The sequence below is a fragment of the Desulfobacteraceae bacterium genome (assembly GCA_022340425.1).
GTDB lineage: Bacteria > Desulfobacterota > Desulfobacteria > Desulfobacterales > JAABRJ01 > JAABRJ01.
In genome coordinates this window covers 1-18,602 of record JAJDNY010000165.1, presented here as the reverse complement: position 1 = coordinate 18,602, position 18,602 = coordinate 1, and the positions used below count along the sequence as shown (strand labels likewise).

16 protein-coding genes and 1 riboswitch are annotated in these 18,602 nt (G+C 65.1%); of the genes, 2 read left to right on the top strand and 14 right to left on the bottom strand.

The genetic code is table 11. The features are described 5' to 3' along the window. Positions 1–436: 436 nt before the first annotated feature. Positions 437–2,902, top strand: a complete 2,466-nt coding sequence (locus tag LJE63_14750; GenBank protein ID MCG6907865.1) for a DUF87 domain-containing protein — start codon at positions 437–439, stop codon at positions 2,900–2,902. Here the strand turns inward: LJE63_14750 and LJE63_14745 are convergent. From LJE63_14745 to LJE63_14680, 14 genes are all read right to left on the bottom strand, one after another. Continuing rightward, positions 2,893–3,645 carry a transposase gene (locus LJE63_14745; protein MCG6907864.1) on the bottom strand — a complete coding sequence of 251 codons (753 nt, stop codon included), beginning with the start codon at positions 3,643–3,645 and terminating at the stop codon, positions 2,893–2,895. The genes LJE63_14750 and LJE63_14745 overlap by 10 nt on opposite strands. A 19-nt stretch (positions 3,646–3,664) precedes the next feature. Further along, the gene (locus LJE63_14740; GenBank protein MCG6907863.1) at positions 3,665–4,828 is read right to left on the bottom strand and encodes a carboxylate--amine ligase; all 1,164 of its coding nucleotides are present in this window, start codon (positions 4,826–4,828) and stop codon (positions 3,665–3,667) included. 100 nt (positions 4,829–4,928) lie between these two features. Further along, on the bottom strand, positions 4,929–6,293 hold the full coding sequence (locus LJE63_14735; protein ID MCG6907862.1) for a hypothetical protein: 1,365 nt from the start codon (positions 6,291–6,293) through the stop codon (positions 4,929–4,931). A 33-nt stretch (positions 6,294–6,326) separates the two neighbouring features. Continuing rightward, on the bottom strand, positions 6,327–7,682 hold the full coding sequence (gene mgtE, locus LJE63_14730; protein ID MCG6907861.1) for a magnesium transporter: 1,356 nt from the start codon (positions 7,680–7,682) through the stop codon (positions 6,327–6,329). 436 nt (positions 7,683–8,118) lie between these two features. Further along, a complete protein-coding gene (locus tag LJE63_14725) occupies positions 8,119–8,292 on the bottom strand; it encodes a hypothetical protein (GenBank protein ID MCG6907860.1) in 174 nt (57 codons plus the stop codon). Between the two features lie 170 nt (positions 8,293–8,462). Further along, positions 8,463–8,972, bottom strand: a complete 510-nt coding sequence (locus tag LJE63_14720) for a peptidylprolyl isomerase (GenBank protein MCG6907859.1) — start codon at positions 8,970–8,972, stop codon at positions 8,463–8,465. 455 nt (positions 8,973–9,427) lie between these two features. Continuing rightward, positions 9,428–10,402, bottom strand: a complete 975-nt coding sequence (locus LJE63_14715; protein ID MCG6907858.1) for an SUMF1/EgtB/PvdO family nonheme iron enzyme — start codon at positions 10,400–10,402, stop codon at positions 9,428–9,430. A gap of 50 nt (positions 10,403–10,452) precedes the next feature. Continuing rightward, a complete protein-coding gene (locus LJE63_14710) occupies positions 10,453–11,013 on the bottom strand; it encodes a hypothetical protein (GenBank protein MCG6907857.1) in 561 nt (186 codons plus the stop codon). 316 nt (positions 11,014–11,329) lie between these two features. Next, positions 11,330–12,004 carry a hypothetical protein gene (locus LJE63_14705; GenBank protein MCG6907856.1) on the bottom strand — a complete coding sequence of 225 codons (675 nt, stop codon included), beginning with the start codon at positions 12,002–12,004 and terminating at the stop codon, positions 11,330–11,332. Between the two features lie 97 nt (positions 12,005–12,101). Next, the gene (yeiP, locus tag LJE63_14700; GenBank protein MCG6907855.1) at positions 12,102–12,674 is read right to left on the bottom strand and encodes an elongation factor P-like protein YeiP; all 573 of its coding nucleotides are present in this window, start codon (positions 12,672–12,674) and stop codon (positions 12,102–12,104) included. Between the two features lie 166 nt (positions 12,675–12,840). After that, complete coding sequence (locus LJE63_14695) at positions 12,841–13,287, bottom strand: MaoC family dehydratase N-terminal domain-containing protein (protein ID MCG6907854.1); 447 nt, start codon at positions 13,285–13,287, stop codon at positions 12,841–12,843. Positions 13,288–13,548: 261 nt separating this feature from the next. Further along, positions 13,549–13,836: a hypothetical protein gene (locus tag LJE63_14690; protein ID MCG6907853.1), complete on the bottom strand. Its 288-nt coding sequence runs from the start codon at positions 13,834–13,836 to the stop codon at positions 13,549–13,551. Positions 13,837–14,127: 291 nt separating this feature from the next. Next, positions 14,128–14,314, bottom strand: a riboswitch (cobalamin riboswitch). A gap of 97 nt (positions 14,315–14,411) precedes the next feature. Next, positions 14,412–16,460, bottom strand: coding sequence for a formate dehydrogenase subunit alpha (gene fdhF, locus LJE63_14685; GenBank protein ID MCG6907852.1), 2,049 nt, complete (start codon positions 16,458–16,460; stop codon positions 14,412–14,414). Positions 16,461–16,909: 449 nt separating this feature from the next. After that, positions 16,910–17,746, bottom strand: a complete 837-nt coding sequence (locus tag LJE63_14680) for an MBL fold metallo-hydrolase (GenBank protein MCG6907851.1) — start codon at positions 17,744–17,746, stop codon at positions 16,910–16,912. A gap of 235 nt (positions 17,747–17,981) precedes the next feature. On the opposite strand from LJE63_14680, the gene LJE63_14675 reads away from it, so the two are divergent. Further along, positions 17,982–18,545, top strand: coding sequence for a plasmid pRiA4b ORF-3 family protein (locus LJE63_14675; GenBank protein MCG6907850.1), 564 nt, complete (start codon positions 17,982–17,984; stop codon positions 18,543–18,545). Positions 18,546–18,602: the final 57 nt, after the last annotated feature.

Below are 18,602 nucleotides of genomic sequence, written 5' to 3'. Positions count from 1 at the left end.
GTTTGATGAAGCGGTAAAAAGTCAAAAACCAGACGGTTTCGTAGAAAGCTCAAGTTACGGCGCGCAAATCTCAGCGGCGTGAGGCGTACTTATGTACGCCGCAGCGACTTCGAGATGCAGCGCAACGCAGAAATTGGCCTTTCTACGGAACCATAAAGTTTACAATCCGGGAGCGGGTCCGGTCAAGGGGCCCCGCCTCTCAGCTTCGCCGGGCCGCGGGGGCAGCCCCGGCCCGCGGGCGGCTTCTTTTGGTTCGTTTTCTTGTCCGCACAAGAAAATGAACACAGACCAGAACACAGACCAATGGGAGTTGTAAATCCCGGTCTATTACCGGCGTGCCCGGCAAAGTTCCTTTCTGGCAAACACCGCCCCGCGGGGTAAAATGCTTTTTACGGAACTGTCATGAGTTGGCAATCGACCCTCCAGGAGGAACGCCATGCAGGACTTCGAGAAACTCGGCGCATTCTACCTCGGCCGTGAATACGATCTCAAGCAGCGCCGCGGCCGGCCGGAGGTGGTGCTCTACGACGCCAAGGACCTCACCACCCACGCGGTCATCATCGGCATGACCGGCAGCGGCAAAACCGGTCTGGGCATCGCCCTGCTGGAGGAGGCCTTGATCGACGGCATACCGGTGATCGCCATCGACCCCAAGGGCGACCTGGCCAATCTGCTCCTGACCTTTCCCGAGCTTGCGGCCGCGGATTTCGAGCCCTGGGTGGACGAGGGGCAGGCCCTGACCCAGGGGGCGACCCGCCAGGAGTACGCCGCCCGCCAAGCCGAACGCTGGCGCAGCGGGCTGGCCCAGTGGGGCCAGACGCCTGAGCGCATCGGCCGCCTGCGCATGGCGGCCGAGCTGGCCCTTTACACCCCGGGCAGCAGCGCCGGCCGGCCGGTCAATGTCATGCGCAGCTTTGCTGCACCCCCTGCGGCCCTGTTGCAGGAGCCGGATCTCCTGCAGGAGCGAATCCAGGCCACGGCCACCAGCCTGCTCTCCCTGCTGGGGATCGCGGCCGAGCCCTTTACCAGCCGCGAGCATACCCTGATCGCCGCCATCCTGCAAGCCGTCTGGCTGCAGGGGCGGGGCCTGGACCTGGCCGGTTTGATCCACGCCATCCAGGCGCCGCCGTTTGAACGCATCGGGGTCATGGACCTGGAGGTTTTCTTTCCCGCCAAAGAGCGCCTCGGGTTGGCGCTGCGCTTAAACGCCCTTCTGGCCGCGCCGGGCTTCGAGGCCTGGCTGACGGGCGCGCCTTTGGACGTCGGCGGGCTGCTCTACGGCCCGGGCGGCAAGCCGCGGGCCGCGATTTTCACCATCAGCCACCTCTCCGACGCCGAGCGGATGTTCTTCGTGTCGCTTTTGCTGGGTGAAATCCTCGCCTGGGTGCGCACCCAGCCGGGTACCGGCAGCCTGCGGGCGATCCTATACATGGACGAGATTTTCGGCTTTTTCCCGCCCTCCCGCAACCCGCCGGCCAAAACCCCGCTGCTGACCCTGTTGAAACAGGCCCGGGCCTTTGGCCTGGGGGTGGTGCTGGCCACCCAGAACCCGGTGGACCTGGATTACAAGGGACTTGCCAACACCGGCACCTGGTTCATCGGCCGGCTCCAGACCGAGGGCGACAAGCAGCGGCTCTTGGATGGGCTCGAAGGCGCCGGCAGCGGCCTGGACCGCCGGCAGATCGGGGAGGTGCTCGCCGGTCTGGGACAGCGGGTGTTTTTGCTGCACAACGTGCACGAGACCCAGCCGGTGGTCTTCGAGACCCGCTGGGTCCTGTCCTATCTGCGCGGGCCCATGACCCGGGAGGAGATCAAGCGCCTGGCGGCGGTGCCGGCCGAAGACGGCGAGCAGGCCGCGGCGCAACAAGGCCCATCGCCGCCGGCCGGGCCCGCCGGTGAGGCGGCCGCGGGCAGGCCCCCGCTGGCGCCCCAGGGGGTGGCGGCCTACTATCTGGCCGCTGCGGGGGCCGGCCAGGGGCTGGTTTATTCTCCGGCGGTGCTGGGGCGTCTGGACATCCATTACAGCAGCCCACGCTACCGGGTGGATGCCAGCCAGACGGTGGCCATCACGGCCCTGCTAGCCGACGGGCCTGTGCCCCTGGACTGGGACGCGGGCTTTGAACTGGCGCTTGACCCCGCGCAGCTGGGCGATCGGCCGCCCTCCGGGGCGCAATTTCTACCCTTGCCGCCGGCCGCGCGCAACGCGGCGGCTTTCAAGGGGTGGGAGAAAAGCCTGCTTACCTGGGTGCGTCAGCGCCGGCCTCTGACCCTCCTGGCTTCCAAAAAGTATCAGGTGAGCAGTCAACCCGGGGAGGTCGAGAACCTTTTTCGCGGCCGCCTGGGGCACGTCCTGCGTGAAAAGCGGGACCTGGCGGTTGAGGGGCTGCGGCGCAAATACGAGCCGCGCTTCGGCGTTCTTAAAAACCGCCTGCTGCGGGCCGAGCAGGCGGTTTCCCGGGAGCAGCAGCAGGTCGATGCGCGCAAGGCCGAAACGGCCATTTCCTTCGGCAGCGTCCTGCTGGGCGCTTTTTTGGGCCGCAAAGCGGTCTCGGCCGGGACCACCTATCGGTTGGGCAGCGCACTGAAGTCCGCCGGCCGCATGCACAAGGAGAAGATGGACGTCGTCCGCGCCCGGGAAACGGTTGCGGCCGTTCAGGCCGATCTGGCCGAACTGGACGCGCGTTTCGCGGCCGATCTGGCCGGCATCGAAGTCGCCCTGGACCCGGGGGCGGTTGCGCTGGAAACCCTCCTGGTCAAAGCCAAGGCCGCCGATATCACCCTGGAGCTCTTCGGGCTGGTCTGGCTGCCCTTCCGGCGGGGCGCCGACGGTGCACTGCAGGCCGGCTGGCGGCAGAGCGCATCGCCGCACGGCACGCAGCCGGGCGCAGCGCGTCAGCCGTAGAGAAGGCCGAGGAAGTGGTTCATCTGGCGAAACCACCACGGCCAGTCGTGGTTGACGTCGTGGCCCCAGTACTCCACCCGCGCCGGGACCCCCTTGGCCCGCAAAAGAGCGTCCAGTTCGCGGGTGTCTGCCAGGGCCTCTTCGTCCCAGGCCCCCTGGCCGGCGCAGACCATGATGCGGCTGTCGCGGTAGCGCCGCAGATAGTTCGGATCCTCCAGGCCCGGCAGGTAGCTCAGCGGGCTGTTGAAATAGACCGCCGCCATATCACCTGGGCCCAGCTTGAACTCGCTGCGCTCCAGGCGGTAGAGGCCGCTCAATGCGATGGTGCCGCCGAAGCTCTCGGGGTGTTTCAGAAAAAAGTTGACCGCGTGATAGGCGCCCATGCTGCAGCCGTTGGTCATGGGGCGCAGCTGCGGGCCGCCGCGGCAGTGGTCCCGGATGAAGGCCACGACCTCCTCCACCACATAGCGCTCGTAGGCCTCGTGGCGGGCGTTGCGGACCGCCGGCGGCACGCTGAAATCGTACCAGGATTCGGCGTCGATGCTGTCCACGGTGAACAGTTTGATCTTGCCCGCTTCGATGAAGCCCGCCACGGCCGCGATCATTCCCATGCCCTCGTAGTCGAAAAAGCGGCCCCGCGAGCAGGGGAAGACGACCAGGGGTTCCCCCCAGTGGCCGTAGACCTTGAGCGCCATCTCGCGTTCCAGGTGCCGGCTCCACCAGCTGTGATACTCCACCTGCATCCCATTCTCCCGTGGTCTGTCAAAACTCGATGGCGTGGATAAAGGCGATGATCTCCTCGATCACCGCCAGCTGCGGCGAGCGGAAGATGTAGCCGATGTCCCCGAGGGCGCTGCTGAAAACGCCGGGGACGGTTTCCACCATGAGCATCTGCCCGCCGTAGCGCGTCAGAATGTCGGCGTGGGAGTGGCGGTAGCGCAGGTGGTGCTTGCGGCTGGCGTAACAGCAGTGGTAGCGGCGGTCGGCGGCCAGTTCGGTCTGATTGCGGACCAGCAGCTCGGCCCAGGCCCGGTAGATGTCGATGTCGTTGGCGAAGTTGAACATGTCGGTGGTGTAGCCGCCCGGCGGTCGCAGGTTGACCTCCAGGGCGACGAATTGCCCGGGGGCGGTTTCGAAAAATTCGATGTGGAAGAAGCGCTCGTGCACCGCGAAGCTCTCGACGCAGGCCCGGCCCATGGCCTCCAGGGACGGGGGGATTTCGCGCAGCGAGTAGTAGGCGATGTGACGCCCCTCGTTGACGGTTTCCATGATGCCCTGACTGTAGCGGTGGGCGGTGTGAAACACGATCCGGCCGTTCCGGTCGGTGAGGCCGTCGAAGCTGTGGATTGTGCCGTCGATGAAGGCCTCGGCCAGGTAGGGGACCGGCGGCGGGGAGGCGAAAAAGCGTTCGAGCTCGGCGTCGTTCTCCAGCTTGAAGGTGTCCAGGGCCCCCACCCCGGCGTCGGGTTTGGCAATCATCGGGTAGCCGGTGCGGGCGGCCAGTTCGTGTGCGCTGGCCAGGTCCGGGATCAGCCCGCCCTCGGCCACGGGCACCCCGGCGGCGCGGAAGCGGGCCTTCATGCCGGACTTGTGGCGCACGTGGGCGATGTCCGCCGGCCGCAGACCGAAGATGTTGAAGTTCTCCCGCAGGCGGGCTTCGGTGGCCAGCCAGTACTCGCTCAGGGAGTCCAAACGGTCGATCTTGCCGTGGCGGTGGGTGAACCAGCCGCAGGCCCGCAGCAGGGCGTCGTCATCGTGCAGGTCCGGCACGCGGTAATAGTCGCTCAGGGCCGCCTGCAGGGCGGGTGCCAGCGCTTCCCAGGGGACATCGGCGATGCCCAATACGGTGGCGCCCAGCTGCCTCAGGTTGCGACAGAAATGATGGAAGTGGGGCGGGAAATGGGGCGAAAGAAAGACGACGTTCATTTCGATATTCTCCAGCAAGGGCAGGGGGTACAGACACTCCCGTCCGGCAGGGTTCGCTCCAAGCGTAAGCACGCCGCCCGGGGGCCGCAAGCGGCGCGGGTCAGCGGATCGGGCTTTGGGCCGCGGCGGTGCCGGGCAGGGGCCGGCGCTGGCGCCCCCCGGTGCGGTTGAGAAAGAAGCGGGTTGTGGCCGATGAGGCCAGGTTGCCGCAGCACAGCGCCGCGGCGCCGATCAAAAAACCCGGCAACCCCAGGGCGAGGGCGAGGCCGGCGCTGGCGGCCACCGTCAGCATGAACATCGCCTGGCCATAGACAACCATGGCGGGCAGGCGCACCAGCGCCGCCAGCCCTTCGCACTGGGCGCGGAATGCGACGCACAGCGGGTAGGGGGCCAGGGCCAGGGCCGCCCAGCGGACCAGGTGCAGGTCGCCGGCCGGCAGCTTCTGCAGTCCGATGTAATAGAATTCGGCCAGCCGGGGAAGAATGAACACCAGCGGCAGGGCGCCCAAAACTGCCCCGGCCGCCAGGGCAAAATAGAGGACCTGGCGGTCGCTCCGGGATCGCGGCGGAAAGGCCAGCACCACCTCCTGCAGGCGGGTGGCGCCGTAGGCCAGGGGCGTGGCCAGGCCCAGGGCCAGATAGTAGACCGGCAGCATCTGCTCGGGGGCCGCGGCGCGGGCGATGACGGCCCCCAGCACGATGGCCGCAAACGCCAAGAGGTATCCGCTGATCGAAAGCGGCAGGTTGAACCGGAAGATTTCGCCCAGCGACTGCGGGGGACCCGCGCCGGGCGCCAGGCGCCGCAGGAAAGGGCGCGCCAGAAGGCCCGAGAGCAGCACTTCGAAGCCTACCGGGATGGTCAGGCAGACGATGGCCCACAGCGGGCCCACCCAGCCGAGTCGACAGAACAGCGGTGAGAGCAGCAGCGTCAGCCCGATTCGCAGCAGGGTGGCGATGCTGGCCCGGCCGGTCGCCCGGCCGTTGTACATCGCCACCTGATAGGGGATCCGCAGGAAAAAGAGCAGCTGGATGGGCAGGCTCGCCAGCAGCGAGACCCGCGCCGGCAGTTCGATCGAGGGCGGCAGGCCGATCAGGCCGGCAAACAGCAGGTGCGCCGGTTGCGGCAGGCAGAGCAGGGCCTGGGCCAGCAGCACCGCGGCCGCGATCACCCAGCAGACCCGCCGGAAGGCCCGAAAGCCGGCGGCGCTTTTGGCGAACACCATGCCGGTGGTCACCAGGCCGAAGCCCAGGGTCCCCAGCAGGAAGAGGACCGTGGTGGCCTGGGCCAGGCCGGCAAGGTTGAGGGCGCCGCCTTCGCCGCGCGAGGCCACCATCGCCACCAGCGGGTAGGTCAGTCCCTGGGATGCCGACTGCAGGGCCAGCGGTGCAAAGAACCGGACGAAGGCCGTCGGGTTGCGCGACGGCGGGTCGGCTTGGCTGGCTTGGCGGGGGGGAGCTGATATCAAGATGGCCTCGGGACGCGGGCCGGACGCTGCCGGCTAAAATACCTTCATCAGCACGATGGCGATCTGAAAATAGATGGTAATCCCGACCGCATCGATGATGGTTGCGATGAACGGTCCGGCGGTCAGGGCCGGGTCCAGCTTGGCTTTCCGGAGCACCAGGGGAATCAGGGCACCGGCCAGGTTGGCGGCCAACAGGGTGGCCACCAGGGCCGTCGAGACGATGCAGGCCAGGATCAGGTTGCTGTCCTGCAGGATGACGCGAAAGTAGGCCATCAGCCCCAGCGCCAGCCCGAGGGCCAGGCCCATGGCCAGTTCGCGGCGAAAAATTTTAAAAAAATCCCTTGGGTAGACCTCCCCCAGGGCCAAGGCGCGCACCACCATGGTGGCCGACTGGGTGCCGGCGTTGCCGCAGGTCCCGATGACCATCGGGATGAAAAAAACCAGGGCCACCATCTGGTGCACGACCTCCGAATTCCATTCCATGATGGTGGTGGAGAGCAGCGAGGTGAAGAGCAAAATGGCCAGCCACCAGATCCGGTTCCAGAAAAGGCGCGTCAGCGGGCGCTTGAAGTATTCCTCCTCGAAGGGCACCACGCCGGAGATGCGGTGGAAGTCCTCGGTGCTTTCGGCCTCCATGATGTCGATGACGTCGTCGACGGTGATGATCCCCACCAGCCGGTTTTTGCCGTCCACCACCGGCAGGGCCAGAAAGTCGTATTTGGAGATCCGGCCGGCGACCTCTTCCACGTTCATGTCGTGGGGCACCGCGATCACATGGTCCTGCATGATGGCGGCCAGCCGGGCCTGGGGCTTGGACATGATCAGGTCGCGCAGGGAGATCATGCCCAGCAGGCGGCGCTGGTCGTCGATGATGTAGACGTAGTAGATGGTCTCCTTGTTGGGGGCCTGCAGGCGCAGTTTTTCCAGCGCTTCGCGCACGGTGATGTGGGCCGGCAAAAACGCGTATTCGGTGGTCATGACCGCCCCGGCGGTGCCCTCCTCGTAGTTCCAGAGGCGCCGGATCTCGTTGCGCTCGGCCTGGGCGATCAGCGGCATCATCGTTTCGCTGACATCTGTGGCTACGGCCTTGAGCAGGTCCACGCGGTCGTCGGGCTCCATGTTTTCGATGAAGCGCAGCATGGTCCGGGTGTTGCCGGTCTCGAGGCAGGCCCGCTGGATTTCGATCGGAAGCTGGGCAAAGACCTCGACGGCCCTGCGGTTGCCGATCTTCAGGAGCGTTTCGACGATTTCAAGCGGCGGCAGCTCCGCGGCTTCGAGGGCCTCGGCGATGTCGGACGGGTGCCTGTCGCGCAGATTTTCGATGTCGATGCGGCTGGCGGCCTCGAAAGGATCGATGTACGGAATGTCAAGCTGGAGTGCGGCGTTCATGGCGGCTCCTTGGCGTTCTGTGGTCCTCAACCGGGAACAGAACGCCGGAGCGGCCGTGGATCAGCGCCTGATAGGCGGCAGAGAGCGGGCGTTCCGAGGGTGTTCCCCGTTGAGTGGACCCCAGAAAATCAAATGGTTTCCGGTCATCCCGGATGGGTGGTAAGGGCTACTGGTAGGGTCCCCTTCGTTCATCTTCGCTTTCCTTTGGTAGCGGTTTCGTAAAAAATCGCGCCCCTGCTGTGCGGGCGTGCAGCCGTTCGCGGTTGAGAATATCCGTCGCAAATGAATTCCTGCGGCACGTTCGACTAGGGCACGACGCTTAACGATCCCCTGGGGGTGTCTGGCTGTTGTGCCGGGAAAATCCGGAGGGGCCCCCCGTTCGGGGCCGGTGATCGCCCTCGCGGAAGCCCTGCCGGTGTTCTCGGCGGTCGGTAACTTAAATCCTCTGGTTTCGAAATGCAAGCGGAATGTCTTCCGCTTCAAAATTACCTAGTCGTAGATAGCGCAGGGACCACTCCAGGACCTGAAATCCGCCCATGGAGCTGCCGGCGATGCAGAAAAGCCGGGATATGCCCAGATGGTCGATCAGCCGCTTCCGGGCGTCGGCCATCTCCTCGATGGTGGCGTGTCAAGCGACGCCCTTCGGGATTGTGAAAAATGACCACGGCCCTGTCGGTCCCCTCGACACGGCCGCGGTCGCAGGGAATAGGCCCCCCCATATCCGGAATTCACCGGCGGGCAGAGGTACCCCTCCCGGGGCTTTCCGGGAGAAAGATGCGCCTAATCGCAGCCGCTGCACCCCTCCCCGCAGCCCTGGGCCGTGTCGCAGCCGCAACCCTGATGGGGATCCGGCGTCAGGCCGGTTTCCTTGATCTCGATGTCAAACTCCAGGGTTTTGCCGGCCAGGGGGTGATTGGCGTCCAACCGGACGGCGTCGTCGCCGATTTCCACAACTACTGCGGGCAAGGTGTGCCCGGTGCTGCTGCTGAGCTGCACCTGCATGCCGAGTTCAAGGTTCATTTCTGCCGGCACGTTGGCCTTGGGCAGGCTGACGATGTGTTCCTCCTGGTGCTCTCCGTAACCCTCGGCGGGCGCAATGGTCACCGTCTTTTTATCTCCCGGCAGCATGCCGAGCACCGCCTGGTCGAACCCCTTAATGAGCTGGCCGGCACCCACGGTAAACTTGAGCGGTGCCCCGCCTGTGGCGTTGGAATCGAAAACCTCGCCGTCCTTGAGTCTGCCGGTGTAAATTACGCTGATCGTATCACCAGTTTTGACTGCTTCCATCATTGCGAATCTCCTTTCAACGGTCGTTGGACCCGGAAATGCGGCCAATCCGCTCCGGGGATGAAGGGTGCCGGCCTCGGGGGCGTCCGGTCGGAACTGCGTTAGGGGATGTGCTGAAAAACGATTCCTGCCCGTTGGGTGAAGCTCCCCCTGGTATGCCGCAGGGAGGCTTGATCCGGTGGCGCGGCCAAGTCCTTTCGGGTGCTGAAGCCTCTTCGGCTCAAAAAAAATCAGGGAACAAACGAAGACGGTGAAACGTGAGATTTTAATGAGGAAAAAGCGGGGTGGGTAAAAAGAACTTGTTTTTTTAATGGTTTAAATAATCGAAAAATCTCTGCCTGTCAAGTATGACGGTTTGGTCCAAGCCCTGCTCTGCGCCGGACCTTGCAACCGGTTGCGGTGCGGCGAACTTTACTCCGGCCACGCTCGATGCCATTTCGAAGGGCCCCCCAGCCTGCTCACGCGGTGTCGGCCGCATGGGGATTGATGACCAGTCGGAAGCCCACGGCGGGGCCGGAGAAATAGGCGGGGCAGCTGGTGCGGCGCGCGCAGCGGGCGCTCCAGGCGTCCAGGTTCCAGCTGCCGCCGCGGATCACCCGGTCCGCCTCCCTGCCCGTGACGACCGGATTTTGCGGGGCGTGCAGGCGGTAGGCCTCGTGCTGGAAAACGTCCCGGCACCACTCCCAGACGTTGCCGCTCATGTCGTAGAGCCCGAGGCCGTTGGGGGCCTTTTCGCCCACCGGGTGGGTGGCGCCTCCGCTGTTCTCCTCGTACCAGGCCACCTGTTCGACGGCGAGCCCGCCGGCGAATTTTTCACCCCGGCCGCCGCTGCGGGCGGCAAACTCCCACTGGGCCTCGGTGGGTAGATCCAGGTGGCGGCCACCCGGAGTCAAGCCCCTGAGCTTCTCGATGAAGGCCGCCGCGTCCTCCCAGGTCACCTGCTCCACCGGGAGCCGGTCGCCCCGAAAACGGCTGGGGTTTTCGGGCATCACCCGCAGCCACTGGGCCTGGGTGACCGGCGTGCGGCCGATGTAGAAAGGCTCCAGTTGGACGGCGTGCAGGGGTGTTTCGTTCTCGACGCCGTCGCCGAAGGTGTCGCCCATTTGAAACCGGCCGCCGGGGACGTACACCAGGGCGATCTCCGTCACCGGTTCGATGATGGTTGCCGGCGGCGTTTCGGGCGGGCTTGCAGCGGCCTCGTCCCGGCAGGCGGGGCAGGTGTCCTGGCCCGGCGGCAGGCGCCGGCCGCAGGTTTGGCAGACCAGACGCGCGCCGCACTCGGGGCAGCGCTTCCAGTTGTCCCTGACCGGCTGGCGGCAGCCCGGGCAAAGCAGGCCGCCCAGCGGTGTTTCACAGGCCGGGCAGAACTTCCAGGCAGCCTTGACCGGTTCGCCGCAGACCGGGCAGGTGGGTGCGGGGGGATCGGGTGTCATCGAGCTTTATTTCGTTTGTGGCCGCTTCGGCCGGCCGCGCCCCACAGTCATCACGCGTCGGCCGGGCCGAAGGAGCGTTGAAAAAGATCGCTGATGGCCTCTCGGCCGTCGTCGGTCAGGTTGCGGGTGCCGGTACCTGCGAAGGAAGTGCCGCTGATCACCGGTGTTTCGGGCACCCAGCGGTTGTCCTGCCAGCTGAACCAGGCCTTGCGCTCCTGGTCATAGACGCTCAGCGGGCGGTTGAAGAGCTTGGCCAGCTCGGCGCCCCAGCCGGTGCCGCCTTTGACGGTGCCGTCCGGCTGCAGCCAGCCGATGGTGATCACCTGAAAGCCGTTGTTGACCATGTGGAAAATGGACTGGATCACCTTGCGGATTTTGTCCGCACGGGCATAGGTACGGCCCATCCGCAGGGATACGATCTCCATGCTGACGTCGCCCTTTTTGAGTTCATCGGAGCCCAGCAGACGCACTCCCCGCTCCCGTTCGGCCTGGTGGCCTTCAAAGGAGAAGGTGACCTCGTTGAGGCCCCACTTCTCGGCCTGCCGGCCAAACTCCGCCTCGGCGCCGCGATGGCCGCCGCTGTATAGGGTAATCGTTGAACGTTCGGTCATTTTCTTTCTCCTCGGTGTTGCAGATGGTTTCAAATTGGATGGCGCCGCCGCAAGCGACGCCCTCGGCCGATGGCGCGGCGGCCTGCCGGCCGAAAACAAACCACCCCGCCGGGTACCGGCAGGGTGAATTTCCTACTATAATCCATTTTGAATCCAAAACAACCCCAAAATACGACATGCGCCGGTTTTTTGGAAGGCAGTGGAGTGCAGTGGCCAGGGCTTTTTCCGCTGCCCGGCCGCGGCGCTGCCGGGTCGGGGCCCCGGCAACACCGTCGGGCCGTCGGCAGCAGCCATATCCCTCAGCCCGGCCTCCGCCTCACGTTCCCGGGGAGGGAGTCGACTGGATCTCGGGCGGCGGCAGGGCGGCCAGGCTGGTCAGCGTCGCGGGCAGTGGCGGGAGGTCGCGGCCTTCGCGGGCCACGCAAAAGATGCCCAGGATCGGCGGCGGGGCCGCCAAGTGCTTGAAGCGGGCGATTTCCGCCAGCAGGCCCACCATTCCCAGGACCGTGCCGCCGCTGCTGACCACGTCGTCCACCAGGATCACCCCCCGGCGGGCGGCGAGCAGCAGGTTGATGTCGCGTTCATAGAGCACCAGGCATTTGTCGCCCGAGGTGATGGACCCCATGTCCACCCGGATGATCGGCCGGCGGGCGGCCTCCATATGTGGCTTGACGCGGTTGTAGGCCACGGCCACGGCGTCGATGCCCAACTCCTGGGCCACCACCTGGGTGAGCTGCAGGGCTTTTTCCACCGCCGTCAGGATGGCGATGCCGTCCAACTCTGGAAATGCCGTCCGCACTCGTTCGGCCAGCAGGCGGCCCAGGTCGCGGTTGAGACGGATCTGACCGATCAGGTTGAGGGACGCGATCTTCGCACCGCCGCCGCCCCCGTCCAGGCGCACATACGGCAGTTCCAGGACGTAATCCAGGCCGGGGATTTCCAGGTGAAACTTTTCGCCGGATTCCCGGCTGGCGAAAACCGCTTTGGCCATGGGAACCTCCTCGGCCAGCCCCAAGCCGGCCGCATTGGCTGGCCACAAGCCGGGTTCATGCCCATGCCGCGGCGCAGCCCCCACCCCATCGGGCGGGTCAGCCTTTGGCCCGCGACATGAACTTTGCGGTCTGGGTATTCACCCGGACCATTTCGCCTTCGGCCAAGTATTCGGGCACCAGCACCGTGACCCCATTGGAGAGGGTGGCGGGCTTGTTGCGGTTGGTGGCCGAAGCCCCCTTGATGGCGGGCGCGGTTTCTACAATGGCGAGGTCCAGGCTCGCCGGCAGTTCGATGGCGATCAGGCGGCCGTCCAGCAGCAGGGCGGTGATGCCCTCCATGCCCTCGATCAGCCACTGGCTCTGGCCCTCCAGGTTTTCCGCGGTCAGGGTGTGCTGCTCGTAGGTTGTCATGTCCATGAAGGTGAAAAAGTCGCCGTCGCGGTAGAGGTAGCTGCACGGACGGCGCTCCAGCTCCATTTCCTCCAGGAAGTCGTTGCCCTTGTAAGTTTGCTCCAGCTTCTGGCCGTTGGTGACCCCCGCCAGGCGGACCTTGTAGAGGGTGTTGGCGCCGCGCGCCGACGGGGTCTGGACGTCGATGTGAACCACCTGGTAGGGGTGATCGTTGATCTGGATGATCTGCCCCTTGCTGAGATTGCATGCTTTGGGCATGGTTTTTTCTCCTATGGCGCCGGGTCTTTTGCAGCGGCGGGGCGGCGGAATTTGGGCCGCAAAACCGGCCGCTCCTCTCGGGACGCCGCCGTCGGGCGCATATCCCCGATGAAATCGCTTACACCATTTCGGTGCGCCGTCGCAAGCGCCAAACGGCAGGGAATGGCTATACTGCCCGGCGGTTTTTCAGCATGATCTTGCCGTCGGCCTCGGCGACCAGCTCGTTTCGCTGGTTGTGGCAGACGGCCGTCATGGCGGCGATCCCACCGTCGATTTTGGGTTTGTCGATCTTTTCGGTGACCGTCCAGGTGGTGGTCAGGGTGTCGCCCGCCCTGACCGGCAGTTTGAAGCGGCAGGCGTGCTCCAGGTAGGCGACCGCCGTGCCGGCGAAAAAGACGCCCACCGGGGCCGATATCAGGGCGCTGGTAAAGGGGCCGTGCAAAATCCGGCCGCCGAAGCGCGAGTTTTCACCGAAACTCTGGTTGACGTGCAACGGGTTGAAGTCGCCGAACATGCCGGCGGCCAGCACGATGTGGGTTTCGGTGACCGTCAGCGCATCGGCGAAAGTCTCGTCCACCGCGATTTCATCGTAGGCCCTGCCTTTGAAAACCATGGTTTTTCCTCTCTGCAAATATCGCGTTGCGGGTTGGGTCGTTTCAGGCGCTTGGCCGCTGCCGGGACCAAAAAAAAGCCCCCACCGGTCCTGGCTTCGCGGAGAAGTGTCTCTCCTTTATCCCGACCGGGGGGGGCGGATCAAGTGTTTCGCCCGATTTTGTGCATTTCTCGTTTTTGGGCGGCGGTTCATGGGGGGGCGCCGGTACCCAGGCCCTTGGGGCGGGCACCCCCACGCTGAGCCGGGCAGCGCTTCAGCCGGTCAGTCGCACAGTTCGTACTCCGGCAGGTCACTTGCGCCCTGGGGGTGGCCGGCCGTGCGGTAAAGCCCGCAGTCGCCGCGGAATTCGTAAGCCGCCGCCTTGCCGGGGCCCAGCGGATGGCTGGCCGTGCGGTAGAGTTTGCCGTCCGGGCCCAGTTCATAGTCGGCCAGCGCCGACCACCCGGAAGGGTGAAAAACGGTCCGGTAGAACTTCCCGTCGGTGATGGTGTAGACCGGTTCGTTGGATTTGCCCAAGGGGTGGTGGGCGGTGGTGCAGAGCTTGGCCATTTTGTCCTCCAGTCTTCGGGGTTGCGCGTCAGCACTTGCCTGCGGCCTGGGGAGCTTCAACGGGAGACAAGCGGCGCTTGCTGGAAACGGGATCCAGGGAAAGGCGGCCGAGAAAACCCGGCCCGGAGAGTGAGGCCGGGCACTTCTGCCCGGAAGCTCGGCCGCCTTTCCCCGCTGAGTCCCCGCCGGTATCGGGGAACAAAAAAAGCCCTTCGTGATAAAAAACACGAAGGGCTGCACCCAGCTAGCTTGACCCTTGACTGCCACTGTCTCCCCTGTCTTGCCGCAGGGGCAGTGACGCATATTCAAGGCAGGTCTTCTGACTTCCGGATCGTCCTACTGGCTGCACCTTCCCACCCGGTTTGCCCGGGCAGTGGCATTCGCAGCGGTCGTCCCCGATTACAGCGGCGGGACCGTCCCCGATTCCCACGGGGTTCCCATTTAAGCCTTCTCAGGCACCTTGGCCAACTTATAGCCAAGTTTCGGAAGCAAGTCAAACTTTCAATTTGGCCGACGTGAAAAAAGCGCCTGTCGGCCGTGTGCTTCACCCCGCCGTGGTTGGAAACCGCCTGGAGTCAGGCTTTTTCCACCCTTACGGGGATCACCTTCAAGGCCGGCATCCGGGCATGGGGGTCGATGGGCACGGCGCTCATCAGGGAGTTGAAATTGGGCTCGCTGAAATGAATCGGGGCAAAAAGATATCCCCGTTGCAGGCTGTCGTCCAACTTGAGCGGCAGGCGCACGGTGCCGTAAGGGCTGGTCATTTGGACGACGTCGTTTTCCAATAAACCGGCGGCCGCCGCATCCCGGGGATTCATCTCCAGGTAGGCGGCCGGCCGCAGTTTGGAAAGCTTGGTCGTCCGGCGCGACATTTCGCCGGTGTTGAAATGCTCCAGCAGGCGTCCCGTGATCAGCACCAGCGGGTAATCTTCGGTTGGCGTCATCAGGGTCTCCGGCAGATCCACCGGAATGAAGCGCGCCCGCCGGTCGCGGAACCCGAAGCCGTCTTCGTAAAGGCGCGGGGTGCCCGGGTGGGATTCCCCGTAGCAGGGCCAGAAAATCCCCCTCGAGCGCTTCAGCCGCTCGTGGCTGATGCCGCTGAAAACCGGCGCTGCCTGGCGAATTTCCTCCCAGATGGCGCTGCTCGAGGCGTAATGCCAGTCGGCGCCCATGGCATTGGCCAGGTCCTGCAGAATCTCCCAATCCGCCCGGGCATCCCCCGGGGGGCTGACCCCTTTGGCGGTGTATTGAATCCGCCTGGCGGCGTTTGTGAAGGTGCCGTCCTTCTCCCCCACGGCCGCCGCCGGGAGGATGATGTCGGCGTATTTGGCGGTTTCACTGGGGAAGACTTCCTGGACGATCAAGAGGTCCAGTTGATGCAGCATCCAGGTCACGAAATTGGCCTGGGGTTCGGAAAGGGCCGGGTTTTCGCCGATGACGTAGAGCGCCCGGATTTTGCGGGAGGCGATGGCGTGGATCATTTCGGGTGCCGCCAGACCCCCCCGCGAGGGGACGACCGCATTCCATATGGCGCCCATGTGAATCCGGGCCGCCTCGTCGTCCACCGCCAGGTGGCCCGGCAACAGATTGGGCAACGCCCCCATGTCGCCGGCGCCCTGCACGTTGTTCTGACCCCGCAGGGGTGAGAGCCCGCAGCCGGGTTTGCCGATGTTGCCGGTCAGCAGCGCCAGGTTCAGCAAGGCGGTGATGTTGTCCGTTCCGTGGGCGTGCTGGGTCAGGCCCATGCCCCAGATGAAGATCGTTTTCTTATCGTGAATCAATCCCGCCGCGGTTTCCAGCGCCTGGCGCGACACGCCGGCACGCCCGCATGCGGCATCGATGTCGAAGTCCGCCAGGCTTTGGCACAAGGCCTTGAAGCCGATGGTGTTTTTTTCGCAGAAGGCGTGGTCGTGCCATCCCTTGTCGAGAATGATCTTGGCCAGCGCCCCGAGCCAGAAAATGTCCATGCCCGGTTTGACCCGCAGGTGGACGGCGGCGTTTTTGACCAGATCCGTTTCCCGCGGGTCGGCCAGAATCAGGTTGACCTGGCCCTTTTTGGCCCGTTTTTTGACGCGCATCCAGATGACGGGGTGGGTGAAGGTGGTGTGCGCGCCGACGACCACCACGGTCTCGGTGGCGTCGTAGTCCTCGAGAAAGGTGCTGACCGCGCCGAAGCCCAGCTGACGGCGCAGGGCCGCTTCGGAGGGTCCGTGGCAAAGCCGGGCGCAATTGTCGATGTGGTTGTTGCCGATCACGGTGCGCTGGAATTTTTGCGAAAGATAGGCCTCCTCGTTGAGGATCTTGCCGCTGCAGAGCAGACCGACGCTTTCAGGGCCGTATTTGGCGATGACGGCCTTCAGGCCGCGGGAAGCGGCGTCCAGCGCCGCCTCCCAGGACACCGGGACCATCTGGTCGGCCTTCCGCAGGAAGGGCGTTTTCAGCCGCTCCGGGTTGTTCAGCAGTTCGTGCACCGTGAAGCCCTTGACGCAAAGGTAGCGGCCGTTTAATTCGGGGTTGCGCCCCGAGGCACGGCTTTCGAAGGGCCTGCCGCTTTGGTCGAGATTCAGCTCGATATTGCAGCCGACCCCGCAGTACGGACAAACGATCGGAATGGCGGACGTCATGTGGCCTCCTGTCGAAGGGACCCACCCCCATCGCCCGGCTTGGCTCGCGGGCGGGAAACCGGTTCGCGCGGGAAGACGGTCGACCGCGATGGGGCCCGGCTGGTGGGGGCGCGTGGGCGGATCGCGCGTCTGCGACGCGGACACCGGCCGCTTTGCCCCGGGTTCTTGAAAGAGATCCGGTTTAAAACAGATCAGCCGCCGCCGGGGGCGGAAACCGTGAACCGCTCAAAAAGGGGGAAGGTGAAATTGCGTGGGTCAGCGGGGAAGTCCGGAAGAAATCGAATGCCCGGCGCCGCCCTGTTTTTGTGACTGATTGCGGTGGGATTTGCAAGGTTTTTTTGGGGCAAGCCCACGGGCAGCGGATAGATCAAGACGGCCGTGGCGCCGGGCGCTCAAACGCCAACCGGGGACGGCTGCGGGCCGCCCTCCCGGCTGAAGGGCGCGCCGTCTCAGAAGGCGAAGACGCTGCCGGCGGCGGCGTGGCTGAAGCGCGGGCCGAAGTGCAGCGCCAGCCTCATGGCCGCATCCCTTCCGGTGCAGTGCGAGACGCCCACCTGGGCCACCCCGCAGGCCTCCAGGCGCTGGATGACCGCCTGGATCTTTTCGGGCGGGAAAAACATGAGATGCGTGCCGCCTAAGACGGCGTGCAGCCTGGAAACCCCCAACCGGCTGGCGAGGTGGTCGAGGATGTTGAGCACGCCGCCATGGGCGCACCCCAGGATCAGCACCGGCCCGGCGGCCGTTTCCAGCAGCAGGCTGGCATCCTCGGCAATCGGGTCGGGCTGTGGGCCGTCGTCCCCGGGCAGCACCAGCTGCGGGTCGGTGGGGGTTTGGGCGGGGTTGCGGGCGTAGCCGGCGACAAACCAGACGCCGGGCGCCAGCTCGCAGGTCTCGGGGTGGAACTCGAAGCGGGCCCCCGCCCTCTCCAGCCCTGCCCGGGTCGCCGGGCACCCGATGAAACGCCCGCTGCCGCCGGCAACGTCGCTGCGGCGGGTCATGTGGGGATCAAAGAGGGCCGGATGGGCCACGACTTTGACCGACCCGGTGTGCTGCAGGACCCAGGGCAGCCCGCCGGTGTGATCGTAGTGCCCATGGCTGAGCACCACCGCCCGAAGGTCCCGGAGATCGATCCCGGCCGCTTTGACGTTGTGGGGCAGGGTCAGGCCCTGGCCGGTGTCGAACAGAAAACGGCCCTGCTCGCGCTCGATCAAGGCCGCAAAGCCATGTTCGCCCAAAAAATCCAGGCGACCGATGCTGTTGTCGCAGAGAATGCGAACCGTCGTCATGGGCTGCTCCTTTGGACAGGATGGGCGGGCTGTGCATCGCCCGGTCAGTTTCGATATATGTCCCATAATCGGGCGGCTGTCAATTGCGATCGGTTGTCCGAACCCCAGGATCCGTTGTAAGCTGATTTTAACATGCGGCCCCCGCCCCGGGAGGCCTTTGGCCGACCCTTTTTGCCGGGTCCCGTGCCGCGCTGTGCGCGTGTGGGGGGCCGGCACCCACGAAAGGAATGTATCCATGGCGAAGAAACCCCAAAAAACGTATCAACTGAAGGTCGCCCTTAAAGGTGCCAAACCCCCGATATGGCGTCGTTTCCTGGTTGACAGTGGCATGACCCTGGCGGAATTGCATGATGTCCTGCAAACCGTCATGGGGTGGAGCGACAGCCATCTGCATCAGTTCACGGCTTACGGTGCCGTCTACGGGGTCCCTGATCCCGAATTCGATCTGGAAGGGGTTCGCGACGAGCGCAAGGTCAAGCTAGCTCAAATTCTGCGGCATGAAAAAGACGCGATGATCTACGAGTACGATTTCGGGGACGGCTGGATGCACCAGATTACCCTGGAGAAGATCCTGCCCGTCGATGCCGAGACCGCGCTGCCGGTGTGCATCAAGGGCAAGGGGGCCTGCCCGCCCGAGGACGTCGGCGGCCTGTGGGGATACTACGCGCTGCTGGAGTCCTTGAAGGACCCGCAACACCCAGAACACGAGGAGAGCACGGAATGGGTCGGGGAGGATTTCGACCCCGATGCCTTCGACCTCGACTGGATCAATGCGCTGTTGGACGCCCATCGGCGTTGAAAGGCCCCCACCCGGCGACGTCACCCGGCTTAAGGCTTGCCGCGGTCATGTGACCTC

What these genes read in the sequence shown, in the direction of transcription:
- LJE63_14745 (MCG6907864.1), bottom strand. Translation starts at nt 3,645, where the DNA reads ATGCAGGTGGAGTATCACAGCTGGTGGAGCCGGCACCTGGAACGCGAG.
- LJE63_14725 (MCG6907860.1), bottom strand. Translation starts at nt 8,292, where the DNA reads ATGGCCGACGCCCGGAAGCGGCTGATCGACCATCTGGGCATATCCCGG.
- LJE63_14680 (MCG6907851.1), bottom strand. Translation starts at nt 17,746, where the DNA reads ATGACGACGGTTCGCATTCTCTGCGACAACAGCATCGGTCGCCTGGAT.
- LJE63_14690 (MCG6907853.1), bottom strand. Translation starts at nt 13,836, where the DNA reads ATGGCCAAGCTCTGCACCACCGCCCACCACCCCTTGGGCAAATCCAAC.
- LJE63_14675 (MCG6907850.1), top strand. Translation starts at nt 17,982, where the DNA reads ATGGCGAAGAAACCCCAAAAAACGTATCAACTGAAGGTCGCCCTTAAA.
- mgtE (MCG6907861.1), bottom strand. Translation starts at nt 7,682, where the DNA reads ATGAACGCCGCACTCCAGCTTGACATTCCGTACATCGATCCTTTCGAG.
- LJE63_14715 (MCG6907858.1), bottom strand. Translation starts at nt 10,402, where the DNA reads ATGACACCCGATCCCCCCGCACCCACCTGCCCGGTCTGCGGCGAACCG.
- LJE63_14750 (MCG6907865.1), top strand. Translation starts at nt 437, where the DNA reads ATGCAGGACTTCGAGAAACTCGGCGCATTCTACCTCGGCCGTGAATAC.
- LJE63_14740 (MCG6907863.1), bottom strand. Translation starts at nt 4,828, where the DNA reads ATGAACGTCGTCTTTCTTTCGCCCCATTTCCCGCCCCACTTCCATCAT.
- yeiP (MCG6907855.1), bottom strand. Translation starts at nt 12,674, where the DNA reads ATGCCCAAAGCATGCAATCTCAGCAAGGGGCAGATCATCCAGATCAAC.
- fdhF (MCG6907852.1), bottom strand. Translation starts at nt 16,460, where the DNA reads ATGACGTCCGCCATTCCGATCGTTTGTCCGTACTGCGGGGTCGGCTGC.
- LJE63_14710 (MCG6907857.1), bottom strand. Translation starts at nt 11,013, where the DNA reads ATGACCGAACGTTCAACGATTACCCTATACAGCGGCGGCCATCGCGGC.
- LJE63_14705 (MCG6907856.1), bottom strand. Translation starts at nt 12,004, where the DNA reads ATGGCCAAAGCGGTTTTCGCCAGCCGGGAATCCGGCGAAAAGTTTCAC.
- LJE63_14695 (MCG6907854.1), bottom strand. Translation starts at nt 13,287, where the DNA reads ATGGTTTTCAAAGGCAGGGCCTACGATGAAATCGCGGTGGACGAGACT.
- LJE63_14720 (MCG6907859.1), bottom strand. Translation starts at nt 8,972, where the DNA reads ATGATGGAAGCAGTCAAAACTGGTGATACGATCAGCGTAATTTACACC.